Annotated in this window: 14 protein-coding genes; 11 read left to right on the forward strand and 3 right to left on the reverse strand. The window is 59.6% G+C overall.

Annotation, left to right across the window (positions count from 1 at the left end):
- Positions 1–102: 102 nt before the first annotated feature.
- The 5 genes from ACQ4V8_RS05470 to ACQ4V8_RS05490 all read left to right on the forward strand — a co-directional run bounded on the left by ACQ4V8_RS05470 (position 103) and on the right by ACQ4V8_RS05490 (position 7,722).
- Positions 103–831 (forward strand): response regulator, encoded by a 729-nt coding sequence (locus tag ACQ4V8_RS05470; RefSeq protein WP_436571037.1) that lies wholly within the window; start codon positions 103–105, stop codon positions 829–831.
- Positions 828–2,186: an ATP-binding protein gene (locus ACQ4V8_RS05475; protein WP_010394490.1), complete on the forward strand. Its 1,359-nt coding sequence runs from the start codon at positions 828–830 to the stop codon at positions 2,184–2,186. The genes ACQ4V8_RS05470 and ACQ4V8_RS05475 overlap by 4 nt, the downstream gene beginning before the upstream one ends.
- 87 nt (positions 2,187–2,273) lie before the next feature.
- Positions 2,274–3,455, forward strand: coding sequence for an efflux RND transporter periplasmic adaptor subunit (locus tag ACQ4V8_RS05480; RefSeq protein WP_436571038.1), 1,182 nt, complete (start codon positions 2,274–2,276; stop codon positions 3,453–3,455).
- Positions 3,452–6,562: an efflux RND transporter permease subunit gene (locus ACQ4V8_RS05485; protein ID WP_010394494.1), complete on the forward strand. Its 3,111-nt coding sequence runs from the start codon at positions 3,452–3,454 to the stop codon at positions 6,560–6,562. Before ACQ4V8_RS05480 ends, ACQ4V8_RS05485 begins: the two co-directional genes overlap by 4 nt.
- Positions 6,563–6,915: 353 nt before the next feature.
- Positions 6,916–7,722 carry a hypothetical protein gene (locus tag ACQ4V8_RS05490; RefSeq protein ID WP_082260927.1) on the forward strand — a complete coding sequence of 269 codons (807 nt, stop codon included), beginning with the start codon at positions 6,916–6,918 and terminating at the stop codon, positions 7,720–7,722.
- A gap of 76 nt (positions 7,723–7,798) precedes the next feature.
- Here ACQ4V8_RS05490 and yihA read toward each other — a convergent pair whose 3' ends face one another.
- A complete protein-coding gene (gene yihA / locus ACQ4V8_RS05495; RefSeq protein WP_010394496.1) occupies positions 7,799–8,536 on the reverse strand; it encodes a ribosome biogenesis GTP-binding protein YihA/YsxC in 738 nt (245 codons plus the stop codon).
- Positions 8,537–8,722: 186 nt separating this feature from the next.
- Between yihA and ACQ4V8_RS05500 the strand changes: the two genes are divergently transcribed.
- From ACQ4V8_RS05500 to msrQ, 5 genes are all read left to right on the forward strand, one after another.
- On the forward strand, positions 8,723–9,394 hold the full coding sequence (locus ACQ4V8_RS05500) for a c-type cytochrome (RefSeq protein WP_010394497.1): 672 nt from the start codon (positions 8,723–8,725) through the stop codon (positions 9,392–9,394).
- Between the two features lie 179 nt (positions 9,395–9,573).
- Positions 9,574–11,670: a cytochrome c biogenesis protein ResB gene (locus tag ACQ4V8_RS05505; RefSeq protein WP_436571039.1), complete on the forward strand. Its 2,097-nt coding sequence runs from the start codon at positions 9,574–9,576 to the stop codon at positions 11,668–11,670.
- Positions 11,671–11,733: 63 nt separating this feature from the next.
- The gene (ccsB, locus tag ACQ4V8_RS05510) at positions 11,734–12,885 is read left to right on the forward strand and encodes a c-type cytochrome biogenesis protein CcsB (protein WP_010394499.1); all 1,152 of its coding nucleotides are present in this window, start codon (positions 11,734–11,736) and stop codon (positions 12,883–12,885) included.
- 85 nt (positions 12,886–12,970) lie between these two features.
- Positions 12,971–13,948: a protein-methionine-sulfoxide reductase catalytic subunit MsrP gene (msrP, locus tag ACQ4V8_RS05515; protein WP_010394500.1), complete on the forward strand. Its 978-nt coding sequence runs from the start codon at positions 12,971–12,973 to the stop codon at positions 13,946–13,948.
- Between the two features lie 9 nt (positions 13,949–13,957).
- On the forward strand, positions 13,958–14,611 hold the full coding sequence (gene msrQ / locus ACQ4V8_RS05520; protein WP_010394501.1) for a protein-methionine-sulfoxide reductase heme-binding subunit MsrQ: 654 nt from the start codon (positions 13,958–13,960) through the stop codon (positions 14,609–14,611).
- On the opposite strand, the gene lptM is transcribed toward msrQ, so the two are convergent.
- Positions 14,608–14,790, reverse strand: a complete 183-nt coding sequence (gene lptM, locus ACQ4V8_RS05525; RefSeq protein WP_162097123.1) for an LPS translocon maturation chaperone LptM — start codon at positions 14,788–14,790, stop codon at positions 14,608–14,610. The genes msrQ and lptM overlap by 4 nt on opposite strands.
- A gap of 40 nt (positions 14,791–14,830) precedes the next feature.
- On the opposite strand from lptM, the gene cyaY reads away from it, so the two are divergent.
- Positions 14,831–15,160: an iron donor protein CyaY gene (gene cyaY / locus ACQ4V8_RS05530; RefSeq protein WP_010394505.1), complete on the forward strand. Its 330-nt coding sequence runs from the start codon at positions 14,831–14,833 to the stop codon at positions 15,158–15,160.
- 64 nt (positions 15,161–15,224) lie between these two features.
- Here cyaY and ACQ4V8_RS05535 read toward each other — a convergent pair whose 3' ends face one another.
- On the reverse strand, positions 15,225–17,570 hold the full coding sequence (locus tag ACQ4V8_RS05535; RefSeq protein WP_010394507.1) for a penicillin-binding protein 1A: 2,346 nt from the start codon (positions 17,568–17,570) through the stop codon (positions 15,225–15,227).
- Between the last annotated feature and the right edge of the window lie 136 nt (positions 17,571–17,706).

The raw sequence follows: 17,706 nt of genomic DNA on the forward strand, positions 1-17,706 counted from the left end.
GCTGCCACACAGTTTGTATCGATATGTTTCTTCGGCTCGCCTATATACAAGACGATACAAATGCGTTGTGCAAGGGTGGGGGAAGTGGGGATAATTCGTACTATGGAACCCACTTCTACAATTCTCATCGTCGACGATGACCGCGACATCCGCAGCTTGCTGGCGGATTACCTGGAAACGAACGCCTATCGCACGCTGGGCGCGGCAGATGGCACGGCCATGTGGAAAATTCTCGACGAGACGCGGCCCGACCTGATCGTGCTCGATTTGAACCTGCCTGGCGACGACGGCCTGACCTTGTGCCGCAAGCTGCGCGCCCAATCGACGGTGCCGGTGATTATGTTGACGGCGCGCAATGAGCCACTGGACCGCATCCTGGGCCTGGAAATGGGCGCCGACGATTATTTGCCGAAACCGTTCGAGCCGCGTGAATTGCTGGCGCGCATACGCAGCGTGTTGCGCCGCAGCCATGCGATGCCATCGAATGCGCCGCCCGACAAGGCACAGCAAATCCGTTTTTCCGGCTGGACCCTGGACTTGACGGCGCGCCACCTGCTCAATCCCAGCGGCCTGGTGATCATGCTGTCGGGCGCGGAATTTCGCTTGCTGCGCGTATTCCTGGAACACCCGAACCGCGTGCTCAACCGCGACCAGTTGCTCAACCTGACACAGGGGCGCGACGCCGACCCGTTCGATCGTTCTATCGATATCCAGATCAGTCGCCTGCGGCAAAAACTCGGTGAAGATGCCCGTTTGCCACAAATTATCAAGACCGTGCGCAATGGCGGCTACGTGCTGGCCGGGCAAGTTAACGTGGAGCCGCACGCGTGAAGGCTTTCCTGGGGTCGATGACGGGCCGTGTGTTCATGTTTCTGCTGATCGGCATCGTCGCTTCGGCCGCGCTGACGCAGTGGTTGGCTGTGGGCGAACGCCAGCGCGCCATCGAGCAATACCGCGACTACCACGCCGTCGAGCGGGCCGAGCAGCTGGTGATGGCGGCTGACGTGGTGCCGCTGGGGTCGCGCGCCGCTTACCTGAAAGTGGCCAACAAGGGCAGCGTGCGCCTGGAATTGCGTCCCGACACAGAGCCGGCGTCCGGCGCAGCGACGGCGTTTTCCAGTGCCCTGCAAGCCAAGCTGGGCGAGGGCTTCAAGGTCAGCGCGCTGGCCGAACGCCCTCTTGCCTGCGTCAAGCCGCGCCAGTCGCCTGGCAAGTTCGGTGCCAAGCCATGGGGCGGCACTTGTGAAAACCTCGACGTGCGCATGCAGGACGGCCACGTGCTGCGCCTGATGGTATTGCCGCCACGCCAGCAGCCATCATTCAATGAACATAACGACTGGATGACCTTGCTGCCTTTCCTGATCAGCATTGCCATCCTCGCCTACCTGGTCACGCGCATGACCATGCGTCCGCTCAAACAATTGGCGCAGGCGGCGAAAGACTTGGGCAACGACATCAACCATCCGCCGCTGACCTTGTCGGGTGCCAGCGAGATCCGCCAGGCCAGCGCCGCCTTCAATGCCATGCAGGCGCGCATACGCCAGCACATTTCCCAACGCACACAAATGCTGGCTGCTATCACGCATGATTTGCAAACCCCGCTGACGCGCCTGCGCCTGCGCCTGGAAAAGGTGGCCGATACCGAATTGTATGAGCGCCTGGTGGGTGACTTGTCGGCCATGCAGAGCATGGTCAAGGAAGGGCTCGACCTGGCCCGCTCGATGGATAGCACGGAAGCGATGCAGGCGCTCGACCTCGACTCCCTGCTTGACAGCGTTTGCTCGGACGCCGCCGATGCCGGCCAAAATGTGACCCTGGTCGGGCAGGCCGGCATGGCCTTGATGGCTCGTCCCATCGCCATGCAGCGTTGTCTGGTGAATTTGATCGACAATGCCGTCAAATATGGCCGGTACGCGCAGGTGAGCGTCGAGCGCCTCGACGGTGCGGCACGCATCCGTATCCGTGATGGCGGGCAAGGTATTGCGCCAGATCAACTGGCCAAGGTGTTCGAACCGTTTTACCGCATCGAGACTTCGCGTTCGCGCGAATCGGGCGGCACCGGTCTGGGCCTGACCATCGCACGCAATATCGCCGATCAGCATGGTGCCACGCTCTTGTTGGCCAATCATGTTGACGGTGGACTGGAAGTTACCCTGATCGTGCCAGAGTATTACGCCGGGAAGTAAGCTTTTCCATGCGACAATATTGTGCTTTATGCCCCCTGGCAACCACATTCAACCTGCAGCCTTGCGCTGCAACAGCGTGACAGAATAATGAAAAAGACTAGCTTGGCAATCCTCGTTGGTGCGGCCCTGTGTATCGGTGGCGGCATCTGGTATTTCAATCATCAGCCCGGCATGGCGGCCGATGCGCAAGATGGCAAAGGGGGCAAGGGCGGCAAGGGCGGACAGGTGTCGACCACGGTGAGCGTCGTCGCGCCGCTGCGCCAGGATGTGCCTATGCTGTTGCAAGCGAATGGCAGCGTGATGCCGATCAGCAGCGTCGATCTGCATCCGCAGACGACCAGTACGATTAGCAAGGTGCACATCCGTGAAGGCCAGTTCGTCAAGCAGGGAGAGCTGATGTTTACGCTCGATGCGCGCAGCGAGCACGCGAATGTCGACAAGGCGCAGGCGCAAGTGTTGCGCGACCGCGCCGCGGTACTCGATCTTGAACGTCAGCTCAAGCGCAGCCAGGATTTGCTGAGCAAGAACTTCATCGCCCAGGGCGCCGTGGACACCCTGCAAAGCGGACTCGATGCCGCGCGTGCCTTGCTGGCCGCCAGCCAGGCCGCCTTGCGCGCCGCCCAGGTCGACTCCAGCTACACCGTGCTGCGCGCGCCGCAGGGGGGGCGCGTGGGTGCCATCAGTGTCTACGCGGGCAGCCTGGTGCAGCCGAGCACGTCGCTGACCAGCATTACCCAGCTTGACCCGATCGATGTGGTCTTCAGCTTGCCGGAAAGCAGTCTGTCGGGTTTGCTGGCGGCGCAGAAGGCCGGTGAGGTGGCGGTCAAGGCGCTGCTGGCCGATGCCGGCGGCAAACAGCTCGATGGCAAACTGAACTTTATCGACAATGCCGTCGATCCCGCCACCGGCGTGATCAAGATCAAGGCCCGTTTCAATAATGCTGGCACCGACCTGTGGCCTGGTCAATATGTGCATACGCAGATGACCGTGCGCACGCTCAAGGATGCACTGGTGATCCCGCAAAATGCCATCATTATGAGTACCTCCGGTACCTTCGTGTACTCGATGGAGGCCGACAATACGGCCAAGATGCGCAAGATTGCCCGCGTGTATGCGTTCGGCCCGAATGCCGTCGTCACCGGATTGAACGGTGATGAAAAAGTCATCGTCGATGGCAAGCAAAACCTGCGTCCGGGTAGCAAGGTACGCCTGGTGGAAAAACACAAGGCTGCCGATGGCGCCGCCGCACCGCAGGGCAAGCCAGCATGAACCTGTCCGAATTGAGCATTCGCCGCCCCGTGATGGTGGTGTTGCTGTCCCTCTCCATCATCCTCGCTGGCGTACTGGCCTATGGCCACATTCCCGTGGCGGCCTTGCCGAGCTATAACACACCCGTCATCAACGTCAGCGCCGATCTGGCCGGCGCCAGCCCGGAAACCATGGCCTCGTCGGTAGCCTTGCCGCTGGAGAAACAATTTTCCACCATTTCTGGCCTCAGCCTGATCACCTCCACGAGCACGCTGGGCAATACCTCGCTGACCCTGGAATTTGACGCCAGCATCAATGTCAACGAGGCGGCCGTCGACGTGCAGGCGGCCCTGCTGCGCGCGCAGCGCCAGTTGCCGACGGAAATGACGGATTTGCCGTCCTACCGCAAGGTCAACCCGGCCGATGCGCCCGTGCTGTTCATCCAGCTGACGTCGCCCTCGCTGAACTTGTCGGATCTGAATGACTATGCGGAAAACCTGATCGCGCCCAGCCTGTCGACCTTGCCTGGCGTAGCCCAGGTCATCGTGAATGGCCAGAAACGCTTTGCCGTGCGCGTGCGTGCGCGTGCCGACCTGATGAATGCGCGCAACCTGACGATGGACGAGCTGGCTGTTGCCTTGCGCACCTCGAACACAAATTCCCCGCTGGGCATCCTCGACGGCCCGAGCCAGACGCTGACCATCCAGGGCAATCCGCAGATGATGAAAGCGGCCGATTTTGCCGAACTTATCGTCGCGACGCGCAATGGCCAAGCCGTGCGTCTGAAAGACGTGGCCGAGGTGGAAGACAGTTTTCAATCGATCAAGGCCGTCGGCAGTTTCAATGGCGAGCGCTCGATCAGCCTGATGGTGCAGCGCCAACCGGACGCCAACACCGTGCAAGTAGTCGATGGCGTGCGCCGTTTGCTACCGGGCTTCAAGGAACAATTGCCCCAGTCGATACAGATCAGCCTAGTCAATGACCGCTCCGTCTCGATCCGAGAAGCCATCCACGACGTCAACCTGACCCTGGCCCTGACGGTGGTGCTGGTGGTGCTGGTGATCTTTCTGTTCCTGCACCGCGCGGCAGCGACCTTCATTCCGGCCGTCACCATGCCCATTTCCCTGCTCGGCGCCCTGGCCTTGCTGTACTGGCTCGGCTACAGCCTCGACAACGTTTCCCTGCTGGGCATTACGCTGGCCGTCGGCCTCGTCGTCGACGACGCCATCGTGGTGCTGGAAAACATCGTGCGCCATATCGAGATGGGCAAGAAGCCGATCCAGGCAGCCCTGGTGGGTGCCAAGGAGATGGGCTTCACCATCATCTCGATTTCCGTCTCGCTGGTGGCCGTATTCATTCCCATCTTCTTCATGCCGGGCGTGATCGGCTTGCTGTTCCATGAGTTCGCCGTCGTCGTCTCGCTGGCCGTGCTGGTGTCGGCCATCGTGTCGCTGACCCTGGTGCCGATGCTGGCCAGCCGCTTCCTGCCGGCCGATACGCGTGAACACAACGACAGCGACCCCACGCATGGCGAAAAGTCCTTCATCGGCCGCCACTTCGAGTCGGGTTTCACCGCATTGCGCAACGCTTACGTGCATTTGCTCGACAAGGCCCTGGCGCATCGCAACGTGGTGCTGTTGATCGCCGTGGCTACTTTTGCGCTGACGGTGTTGCTGTATGCCACCATTCCGAAAGGTTTCTTCCCCGAGGAAGACCTGGGCCAGATCCAGGTGAATACGGAAGCGTCGGAGGATATCTCCTCGGCGGCATTGCAAGACTTGCAGGCGCGCGTGGCAGCCGTGCTCAAGGCGGACCCTAGCGTGCAGGATGTGACCTCGTTCGTCGGCGGTGGTAACACTGGCCGCATGTTCATGGTCTTGAAGCCGCGCAGCGAACGGCCGAAAATGCCCGTGGTGCTGGAAAACCTGCGCCGTGCGACGAAGGCTGTGCCGGGCATGGCCGTGTATTTCCGCCCCGTGCAAAACTTGCAGCTGGGCGGACGCCAGAGCAAGAGCCGTTACCAGTACACTTTGCAAAGCGTCAGTCCCGATGCCTTGAATGACTGGGCGGAAAAGTTGATTGCAGGCATGCGCGCCGACCCTGCTTTCCGCGACGTCACCAGCGATTCGCAGATCAAGGGCTTGCAAGCGTCCCTGCGGATCGACCGTGACAAGGCCAATCTGCTGGGCGTGCAAATGTCCGATATCCGCACCGCCCTGTACAGCGCTTTTGGCGAGCGGCAGGTGTCGACCATCTATTCCTCGGCAGCGAGCTATTACGTGATCCTGGAAGCGGCCACGGCCGACCGCCAGTATGACGATGCACTCACGCGCGTGTCCGTGCGCAGCAAGACGGGCGCGCTGGTGAAACTGTCGAGTATTGCCTATGTGGAACGCACCATCGGTCCCACCGCCGTCAATCACCAGGGGCAGTTGCAGGCCGTCACGATCGCCTTCAACCTGGCGCCGGACGTGCCGCTCGGCATCGCTACGGGCAAGATCGACGTGATGGGCAAGGAAATGAGCTTGCCGGCCTCCATCATCACGCGTTACGGCGGCGACGCGGCCGTGTTCCAGGATTCGCAGGCGAGCCAGATTATGCTCATCATCGCCGCGCTGGCCGTGATCTATGTCTTGCTCGGTGTCCTGTATGAAAGCTACATCCACCCGCTGACCATCCTGGCCGGCTTGCCGTCGGCGGCCGTGGGCGCCTTGCTGACCTTGCGCCTGTTCGGCATGGACCTGACCATGATCGCCATCATCGGTATTTTGATGCTGATCGGTATCGTCAAGAAAAACGCCATCATGATGATCGACTTTGCCCTGCATGCGCAGCGCAATGAAGGGATGAGCCCGCCTGAGGCGATCCGCCAGGCTTGCATCTTGCGTTTCCGCCCCATCATGATGACGTCGGCGGCGGCCCTGATGGGCGCCTTGCCCATCGCCCTGGGCCTGGGCGCCGGCGCCGAACTGCGCCAACCGCTGGGCCTGGCCGTGGTCGGTGGCTTATTGTTTTCGCAAGTCATCACCCTGTTCATCACACCCGTCATCTATTTATTCCTCGATAAGTACAGCGGCACGGGGCCGGTGACGGACGCGCAATTGCTCGCGCTCGACAACAAGGCTTGAGCGTTTGCGCCAGCCGTGGCCGGCGCGCCATTCCTGGGTGAATGGGGCGCCGTTTTTGTATGGGCAGTGATACATACGGTAACAACCGTTAAGCGGCGGTTCGGGTACGCTGTTTGGCAGGGCAAGGAAGGCCGCTATCGTGTACGCTTCGGCTTGGAAATGTCGAGGAAGTGTTCCCAAAAGCGGGGGACTCTGGCACTATGGCTGCCCTGTAATGTTATTTCTTCGCTACACAGAAAGCATGATTCATTTTGCATGACATGACCCATTTGATGGCTGCCGATTCCGACGTTTGTCCCACTTGCGGACAAGTGATCCAGCCACCACCGGCCTACGGGTCCAGGACCAGCACCATGCGCAAGGTTGCGCTGGGCGTATCTGTCTTGCTGCACGTGTTGCTGGCGGCGTATGCTTTGTTTCGCAGCGACACGATCGACAAAATTCCGCCGCCGAAGAAGGAAAGCGCGATGGTCTATATCGCGCCGCTGAAGGACAAGCCGCAGCCGAAGCCGCAGCCGAAACCCACGCCGAAACCGAAGGACACGAAAGTAGCCAAGGTGAAACCGCCGCCGGCCCCGAGCAAGCGCGTGGTGAGCAAGGACGTACCGCGCGACAAGCCAAAACTGGAAACGTTCACGCCGCCGCTGGTGTCGAAAGTGCCGTTGCCGCCGCCGCCGGCCGAAGACATGAGCTCGATGATCGAACAGCGCCGCAAGCAGCGCGAGGCGAACAATCCTGCGCCACCGGCCGAGGAAAGCGAGAACGACCGCGCCATGCGCGTGGCGAAGGCAAATATCGCCGGCGCGCAGGGACGCAATTCCGGCAGCGACCGCGAGGATTCGGGTGGCGTGTTTTCTATCGTCAACCAGAGCTCATTCAGCGCCGAAGTCAAGTTCAAGGGTTGGAATGGCAACTTCAAGCGCAATTGGCTGAAGCAGGAAAAAGTAGAACTGGGCAATGAACCCGATATCGAATCGGCCATTATCAAGAAGATGATCCAGCTGATCCGCGCCGAAAAACCCGGTGATTTTGTCTGGGAATCGCGGCGCCTCGGGCGCAACGTCAACCTCAGCGCCCGCGTGGAAGACACGGCCGAGCTGACTGCCTTCCTGCGCCAGGAATTCTTTTCGGAGAAGCGACCCGGGCCGGGCCGGCGCTAGACGCGGAGTGCAATAAAAAAGGCTGCACCGTGTGAATGAACGGGCAGCCTTTTTTTTTACGCAGCGTTGATGTAGATCAAGCCGGTTTGTCGCTTTCTGGTTCGACGTCGTCTTCCATGTCGATCAATTCGACCATCTGGGCGGCGCCATCTTCGCTGATGCCCGCCAGTTCCATGATCTTGTCGTTGGCTTCGTCGATGCCGACGCGCTTCAAAGCCGAGAACAGTTGCACGGTGAATGGGAAGCCGATGCCGTCTTCATCGACATAGCTGTCGAGCTTGGCTTTCGCCTGGCGCAAGGCATTGACGGATTCATTACGGTTCAGCTTATCGACTTTGGTCAGGATGCAGTGGATCGGCTTGCCCGTTGGGGCGAACCATTCCAGCATCTGAATGTCCAGGTCGGTGAACGGACGGCGCGAATCCATGATCAGGATCAACCCGGCCAATTGCTCGCGGCGCTGCACGTAGTCACCCAGCAGGCGCTGCCAGTGCAATTTGGCCGAGCCCGAGACTTCCGCGTAGCCGTAGCCCGGCAAGTCGACCAGCAGGCATTCGATCTCTTCGACGATGGTGGCATCCTTGCGGTGCTGCGCCACGTGGGCGCCGCCGATGGAGAAGTAGTTGATGTGCTGGGTACGGCCAGGTGTCTTGGAGGCGAAGGCCAAGCCTTTCTGATTACACAAGATGTTGATGGCGGTCGATTTACCGGCATTGGAGCGGCCGGCAAAGGCGATTTCCGGCACCGTGGTATCGGGCAGGTCACGCAATTGGTTGACGGTCGTAAAGAAGCGGGCTTGCCAGAGTTTTGACATGGGAGTAGTAAAGCAACAAAAGGGAGCGATAAGGGAGCGAAAACGCCAAGAAGCTATTGTACAATAAGGGGTTGTTTATTGTTGCCGGCGTAGCAGCGATGCGGCTTGCGGCCCTGAAAATAATGCAAAAATCCACAGGGCGCGGCAATGTCCACCACTAATTTCTCACTGTCTCAGGGTGCCTGAATGAATCGTGCGTTTTCACCGTTTATCAAATCCATGCTGCTCGCTTTGCTGGCTGTATCGGCAACTGCTTCGGCGGTCGAAGCACCGAAACCGGCCGTCAATGTCGACGCTGCCAAGGGCGCTACCCTGTACGCCGATGGCGATGCGGCGCGCGGCTTGCCTGCCTGCGTATCGTGCCATGGCGCGGCTGGCAATTCGACCATCACGATCAATCCGAAGCTGGCCGGCCAGCACGAAAGCTACATCTACAAGCAACTGGTCGACTTCACCACGCCACAGCGTAACCAGCCCGTCATGACGACGTACGCGAAGATGCTCAGCGACGCCGACAAGAAGAATATCGCCGCCTACCTGGGCGCGCAGCTGTCCAAGCCGGGTGCCGCGAAGAACAAGGATACGATCGACTTGGGCAAGAAAATTTACCGTGCTGGTATTGCTTCCAAGCAAGTTGCTGCCTGCGCCAGCTGTCATGGCGCAACGGGCAATGGCATGCCCGTCCAGTATCCGCGCATCGCTGGCCAGCACCAGGATTACACGATGGCCCAGCTGACCATGTTCCGCAGCACCAAGGCCGATGCGCGCAAGAATAGCGCGCAAATGCACACCATTGCGGCGCGCATGTCGGATGACGAAATCGCCGCTGTCGCAGACTATATCGCCGGCCTGAAATAACTGCCATAGCGCTAATATTGCCCTAAGGGCAGCAGTGTAAATGAAGAGGGCGGCCGCTGCGACGGGCTGCCCTTTTTTAGTAGGGGCCGAACAGGAGTATGCTGCCGCCAGGTGCGCAGAACTATCTGCTCCATGCCTCATTTTCTTGAAGATTGCATATCCCGTATGAATATCAACGTATGAGCACAGGCACGACCGGAATCGAGTTAAAGACCCAACGCCGCGGCCTGGCTGAATTCGTCGAGCTGGTCTCGTCGATGCGCTTTGCCATCAGTCTGCTGACCCTGATCGCCGTCGCCTCCATCATCGGCACCGTGCTCAAGCAGAACGAGCCCATGCCCAATTATGTGAACCAGTTCGGTCCGTTCTGGTTCGCTGTGTTCGACAAGCTGAGCCTGTATTCCGTGTATTCGGCCTGGTGGTTCCTGGTGATCATGGCCTTCCTCGTCGCTTCGACCTCGCTATGCATCGTGCGCAATGCGCCGAAGATGATCAAGGATATGCGCAGCTGGCGCGACAATGTGCGCGAGCAATCCTTGCGCAATTTCCATCACAAGATGGAATGGCAAGCGCCGCTGCCACCTGCTGTGCTGGCGCAGCAGATGGTGATGCGTCTGAAGGACAGCGGCTATGCGGCCAAAGTGGTCGAGAAGGATAACGCCACCCTGGTGGCAGCCAAGCGGGGCGCCGCCAATAAATGGGGCTATATCTTTGCCCACGGCGCTATCGTCATCATCTGCGTGGGGGGCTTGCTCGATTCGGAAATGCCGATCCGCGTACAGCAATGGTTCTTTGGCAAGACGCCATTTGCCGGTAGCGGCGTAATCGCTGACATTCCGGCCCAGCACCGTTTGAGCCTGTCGAACCCGACTTTCCGCGGCAACACCATGATTCCGGAAGGCGCGTCGAGCAATACGGCCATCATTCCCCAGGCCGATGGCGTGCTGATCCAGGATTTGCCGATCACCATCCTGCTGAAAAAATTCCATATCGATTTCTACAGCACGGGCATGCCCAAGCTGTTTGCCAGCGACGTCGTCATCACGGATCATGCAACGGGCGAGACCTTTCCTGCCACCATCAAAGTCAATCAGCCGCTGCTGTACAAGGGCTTGGCCCTGTACCAGTCCAGCTTTGAAGATGGCGGCAGCAAGCTCAAGTTGACGGGTTTTCCCATGACGGGCAAGACGACGAAACGCTTCGATATCGGCGGTGAAGTGGGCGGCAGCACGCCGCTCGAGCGTAGCGATGGCAATTCCTACACGGTGGAATGGTCGGCTTTCCGTCCCTTCAACGTGGAAAATCTCAGCGCCGGCCAGGATGTGCGCGCCGTCAATAAGGCGGACAGTTTCAACGATAAATTTGCCGTCGGCCTGGACAAGCGCCTCGGTTCGGCCGCGAAGAACGTGAATAACGAGGATCTCAAGAACGTCGGTCCCTCGGTGCAATATAAATTGCGCGACAAGACGGGCCAGGCGCGCGAATACCAGAACTATATGCAGCCGGTCACCGTGGATGGCACGACGGTGTTCCTGGCCGGCATGCGCGTCAACCCCGGCGACCCGTTCAGCTATCTGCGTATTCCCGTCGATGACAATTACAGCGTGAACGAGTGGATGCGTTTGCGTGCCGCGCTGCAAGATCCCGCGCTGCGCCAGCAGGCCGCAGCGGGCTATGCGGCGCGCGCCATGCCGCAGGCGGGCGCGCAAGCCCTGCGCAGCCAGTTGCAGGAATCGGCGGCGAAAAGTCTGGGCATCTTTGCCGGCAACGGGCAAGACGGTGGTTTCCTGGCCATTTCACGTTTCCTGGAGAAAGTTCCTGCCGCCGAGCAAGAAAAAGCGGCCGATATCTTCATGAAGATCTTGAATGGCAGCCTGTGGGACTTGTGGCAGGCGGCGCGCGCGCGCGATGGCTTGCCAGCCATCGAGGCTGATGACAAGCACGGCCGCTTCCTGCAACTGGCCACGAATGCGCTGTCCGACAGCTTCTTCTATGGCGCGCCCGTGTATCTGCAGCTCGACGACTTTACGGAAATCAAGGCTTCCGTGCTGCAAGTGACGCGTTCGCCGGGCAAGGGCGTGGTCTATCTCGGTTGCCTGTTCCTGGTGATCGGCGTGTTTTCCATGTTTTATATCCGCGAGCGCCGCCTGTGGGTGTGGATCAAGGATGGCGAAGGAGGCAGCGTGGCCCTGATGGCCATGAGCACGCAACGCAAGACGCTGGATTTTGAAAAAGAATTTGAGACTTTGAAGGCAAAGCTGCCGCAATCGGCGTAAGCTGCGCTGAGTTCGATTGGCTGAGTTTCGGGGCGCTTGCGCGTCGCCGGGAATGGAGAAAATATGGAATTGGCAAACAAGCAAATATATACGCAGGAACCAGGATTTTTCAAGCGCCTGAGCCTGGTCGATTGGCTGTACGGCGCCGGCTTGCTGGCGGCCTCCCTGTTCGGCCTGATGCGCTTTGGCGCCTTCATGGACATCTATGAAAAAGTCATCTTGCTGGCGGCGGCGCCCACGTTTGCGTGGCTGGGCTGGTACTGGAAGCCCGTGCGCTGGCTGATCCCTGTGGCGGCCGTGCTGTCGCTGTTCGCCATCGAGCTGTACGCCGGCAACCTTGAGATGGCGAACCAGAAATTCTTCCTCAAATACATCTTGTCTAGCCAATCCGCCATTCTGTGGATGGGCACCCTGTTCGTGCTGTCGACCCTGTTCTACTGGATCGGCCTGGTGGCGCGCTCGGAATTCGGCTCGTCCGTCGGCTCCCTGCTGTGCTGGGCCGGCGTGGTGCTGGGCCTGACGGGCATGCTGGTGCGCTGGTACGAGTCTTACCTGATCGGTGCCGACGTGGGCCATATTCCGGTGTCGAACCTGTATGAAGTGTTCATCCTGTTTTCCTTGATCACAGCCATGTTCTACCTGTATTACGAACAGCATTATGCGACGCGCCAGCTGGGCGCCTTCGTCATGCTGGTCATTTCAGCGGCCGTGGTGTTCCTGATGTGGTACACGGTCACGCGCGACGCGGCCGAGATCCAGCCGCTGGTGCCGGCCCTGCAAAGCTGGTGGATGAAGATACACGTGCCGGCCAACTTCATCGGCTACGGCACGTTTGCCCTGTCGGCCATGGTGGCGGCGGCGTATTTGCTCAAATCGAGCGGCTATCTGGTCGACCGCCTGCCGTCGCTGGAAGTGCTCGACGATGTCATGTACAAGGCCATTTCCGTCGGCTTTGCTTTCTTCACGGTAGCGACCATCCTCGGTGCCCTGTGGGCGGCCGAAGCGTGGGGCGGCTACTGGTCGTGGGACCCGAAAGAAACCTGGGCGCTGATCGTCTGGCTCAACTATGCGGCCTGGCTGCACATGCGCCTGATGACGGGCTTGCGCGGCCGCATTGCCTCATGGTGGGCGCTGGTGGGCTTGCTGGTGACGACGTTTGCCTTTCTGGGCGTGAATATGTTCCTCTCCGGCCTGCATTCTTACGGCAAGTTGTAATGGATTTCTGCATGACGGAAGCGTCATGAACGGCGAGGGAAAACTGGTGTAAGGTATAAACACTTACCTTTTTTCCGGAGCCGCCATGTTGATCAAGCGCAGTCCCAACGGCATTGAATTGCCGTATTCTTCCGAAATCACGCCGCGCGCCGTGTTTGAATCGCGCCGTAGCTTCATCAAGCAAGTGGCGTTGGGCTCCGTGTCCAGCGCGGCCTTGCTGGAAATGGCCAGTCGCGAAGCCTTCGCGCAAGGCATCAATCCCAAGTTGGCCGGCAAGCTCAACCCCGCCTATTCGGCGCTGGAAAAGCAGACCGCCTACAAAGACGCCACCACCTACAATAATTTCTACGAATTTGGCACGGACAAGAGCGAGCCGGCGCAAAACGCTGGCACCTTGCGCACGCGGCCATGGACGGTGAGTATAGAAGGCGAAATCAAGAAGCCCATGACGCTGGATCTGGACGCGCTGCTGAAGCTGGCGCCGCTGGAAGAGCGCGTGTACCGCTTGCGCTGCGTAGAAGGCTGGTCGATGGTGATTCCCTGGGTCGGTTACTCCTTCTCGGAAATCATCAAGAAGGTCGAGCCGACGGGAAATGCCAAGTATGTGGAGTTCATCACCCTGGCCGACAAGAAGCAAATGCCGGGCGTGGGCAGCCGCGTGCTGCAATGGCCGTATACGGAAGGCTTGCGCATCGATGAAGCGAACCATCCGCTGGCGCTGCTGACCCTGGGCATGTATGGCGAAACCTTGCCAAACCAGAATGGCGCGCCCGTGCGCATGGTCTTGCCGTGGAAATATGGTTTCAAGTCGGCCAAATCCATCGTCAAGATCCGTTTCGTCAAGGAACAGCCGCGCACGTCCTGGAATCTGTCGGCACCGTCCGAATACGGTTTTTATTCGAATGTGAACCCGAACGTCGATCATCCGCGCTGGTCGCAGGCTTCCGAGCGGCGCATCGGCGAAGACGGTTTTCTCGCGCGCAAGCGCAAGACCCTGATGTTCAACGGTTATAACGACGTGGCCTCGCTGTACGCGGGCATGGATCTGAAGAAGTTCTTTTAAGGAAAGACCATGGCCATCCATCCCACGAGCAGGCAATTGTCGCTGCTGAAAAGCCTGGTCTTTTTGCTGGCGCTGCTGCCGTTTGCGCGCATGGTATGGCTCACGTACACGGGGCAACTGGTGGAGCCACTGGAATTCATCACGCGTGGCACGGGCGACTGGACCCTGTATTTTCTCTGCATCAGCCTGGCGGTGACGCCCTTGCGGCGCGTCACGCAGTGGAACTGGCTGATCAAGTTGCGGCGCATGCTGGGCCTGTTCGCGTTTTTCTACGCGGCGCTGCATTTCACCACCTTCCTGTGGTTCGATCACTTTTTTGATGTGCAGGCCATGTGGAACGATGTGCTCAAGCGCCCGTTCATCACGGTGGGTTTCATCGCCTTCGTCTTGCTCATTGCCCTGGCCGTGACGAGCACGAACGGCATGGTGAAACGCCTGGGTGGCAAGCGCTGGCAGTGGTTGCACCGCTTGATTTACCTCATCGCGCCGCTGGCCATCCTGCATTTCTGGTGGATGAAAGCGGGCAAGCACAATTTCACGCAACCGATCATTTTTGGCAGCATCGTCGCGCTACTATTGTTAATTCGTGTGTATTTTGCCTGGAGTAAGCGCGTAAAGAGCGCCAGGGCGGCGCATGCCGCTACCGCGCTACGTTCAACTTAGCTTGCCGGCACGATCAAGGGTGGCGGTGGCACGGTGGCCGGTTCGACCGGGACTTTGGCTGGCGCGCCCTTGGCTGTGGGCGGCTTGGGCAGGTACAGGGGGCCGGGCTGGCCGCAGCCGGCCAAGACGCTAGAGACCACAATGGCGATGCCGGTATAAAACGCTGAGGATGACTTCACGATTAGAATCACGGTTTGATTAAGATATTTGGAGTGTAGCATGAGCGAATCGGAATTCCTGGTCCTGGCCGAAGCCACCCTGACCCAGATCGAGGCGGCGCTGGACCGGCTGAACGATGAAGACGTGCTCGACGTCGAATGCAGCCGCAGCGGTAATGTGCTGGAAATCGAATTCATCGATAACGGCACGAAAATCATCGTCAACAGCCAGGCCCCCATGCGCGAAATGTGGGTGGCCGCCCGTTCCGGCGGGTTTCACTACAAGCGCGACGGCGATGTCTGGCTCAACACGCGCGACGGCTCGGAACTGTTTGCTGCCTTGTCCCGCATGGCCAGCGAGCAGGCGGGCGCACCTGTCGTGCTGAAGTAATCGTTTCGCCACGGGAATAAAAAAAGGGCAGACTTTGCAGTCTGCCCTTTTTGCATCAAAGATCTTAAAAGAGTTCGTTCTTGACAGCTTCTTTGGCTTTTTCTTCCTCTGGCGTGCCGCGCGCTGCGCCTTCCAGGCTGCCTACGCCTGTGCCCGGCGGATTTTCCGCATAGTAATACTCGTCGCCCACGCGGATCAGGCCTTCTGGCACGGCGCGTTCCTCGACGGGAATGCTTTTCAGCGCTTTCGCCATGTAGCTGATCCAGATCGGCAAGGCCAGGCCGCCACCCGTTTCCCGATTGCCCAGGTTGCGCGGCTGGTCGTAGCCTATCCAGGCGATGCCCACCAGCTTGGCCTGGTATCCGGCGAACCAGGCGTCGATGGAGTCGTTGGTCGTGCCTGTCTTGCCGGCCAGGTCAGGGCGCTTCAAGGCCATGGCCTTGTTCGCCGTACCGAAGCGCACGACGTCGTTGAGCATGCTGTTCATCATGAAGGCATTGCGCTCGTCGATGACGCGGTTGGCTTCCTCGCCTGCCAGGTCCGGCTTGGCTTGCGACAGGATATTGCCATCGCTATCGGTCACCTTGGCGATCAGATACGGGTTGATCTTGTAGCCGCCATTGGCGAACACGGCGTAGGCGCCCGCCATTTGCAGCGGCGTGACGTTGCCCGCGCCCAGTGCCAAGGTCAGGTACGGCGGGTTCTTGTCGGCGTCAAAGCCGAAGCGCGTCGCGTATTCCTGGCCATACTTGGCGCCGATCTTGTGCAAGATGCGGATGGAAATCATATTCTTCGACTTCATCAAACCCTTGCGCATGCTCAGCGGACCATCGTATTTGCTGTCGTAGTTCTTCGGCTCCCACGCCTGTCCACCGGTCTGGCCCGCATCGAACGAGATCGGCGCATCGTTGATGATGGTGGCCGGCGACAGTCCACGTTCCAGTGACGCGGAATAGATGAAGGGCTTGAAGGCCGAACCAGGCTGGCGCCAGGCCTGTGTGACGTGGTTGAACTTGTTGCGGTTGTAATCGAAGCCGCCCACCATGGCGCGGATGGCGCCGTCGGTCGTGCTGGCCGACACGAACGCCGATTGTACTTCCGGCATCTGCGTCAGGACCCAGCTGTTGTTTTCCTGCATGACGCGGATCACGGCACCACGCTTGATGCGGCGGTTCGGCGCCGCTTTTTCCGATAGCCAGGCCGCGCCAAAGGTCAGCCCTGGGCCGGTAATAGTGATTTCCTCGCCGGCCGACGTGACCGCCTGCAACGATTTGGGCGACGCTTGCAGCACCATGGCGGCGATGATGTCGTCGCTGTCCGGGTGGTCGGCCAGCTCCGTTTCGATGGCGTCATCGGCTTCGGCCTTGGTTTTCGGAATGTCGATGTAGGCTTCCGGGCCGCGGTAGCCGTGGCGTTTCTCGTAATCCATCACGCCCTTGCGCAAGGCAATGTAGGCGGCGTCCTGGTCGGCCTTGGTGATAGTGGTGTAGACGTTCAGGCCGCGCGTGTAGGTGTCTTCCTTGAATTGCTCGTAGACCAGCTGGCGCGCCATTTCCGATACGTATTCGGCATGCACGCCGAAGGCGCTGCTATCGGTTTTTACTTTCAGCTCTTCATTTTTCGCTACTTCGAACTGCGCCGGCGTGATGTAGCCCAGCTGCGCCATGCGCTGCAGGATGTATTGCTGGCGCATGCGCGCACGTTTCGGGTTGACGACCGGATTGTAGGCCGATGGCGCTTTCGGCAAGCCGGCCAACATGGCTGCTTCGGCCACGGTGAGGTCCTGGATATGCTTGCCAAAATAGATTTGCGCAGCCGAGGCGAAGCCGTAGGCGCGCTGTCCCAGATAAATCTGGTTCATATACACTTCGAGGATCTGGTCCTTGCTGAGGTTTTTCTCGATCTTCCAGGCCAGCAAGACTTCATACGCCTTGCGTTTCAGCGTCTGTTCGCTGGACAGGAAGAAATTGCGCGCCACCTGCTGCGTGATGGTCGAGGCACCTTGCTTGGCGCCGCCCATCAGGTTGTGCACGGCTGCGCGCGTGATGCCCAGATAGTCGACACCGCCATGTTCATAGAAGCGATCATCTTCGATGGCCAGCACGGCTTTCTTCATGACATCGGGGATATCCTTGATATGCACCATGTTGCGCCGCTCTTCGCCGAACTCGCCAATGAGCACACTGTCGGACGTGAACACGCGCAGCGGCATTTTCGGTTTGTAATCGGTCAAGGTATCGAGCGCCGGCAGGTTTGGATATGCCATGGCCAGGCCAAAAACCACCAGCAAGACGCCGACGATGCCCAGGCCCAGCAGCGATACCAGCGCCATCAGCAGAAAACGTTTGGGTTTGCTGCCCTTGGCGGGCGGCTGCGAGCCAGCGGAGCCGGCGGAGTTTGAAGATGTCATGCGTCGTATGTCTTTCGGTTAATTATGCCGGCCAATTATAAGCGAGCTTGCCGCGATGGCAGCGTGCCGTGGCCCTTGCCGGGCAGCGTGCCGACACTTGTCGACACTCTATATAAGCATGTATTGGCATGTTGGC

Source organism: Janthinobacterium paucivorans (assembly GCF_051380805.1).
In the GTDB taxonomy this organism is placed as follows: domain Bacteria; phylum Pseudomonadota; class Gammaproteobacteria; order Burkholderiales; family Burkholderiaceae_D; genus Janthinobacterium; species Janthinobacterium lividum_D.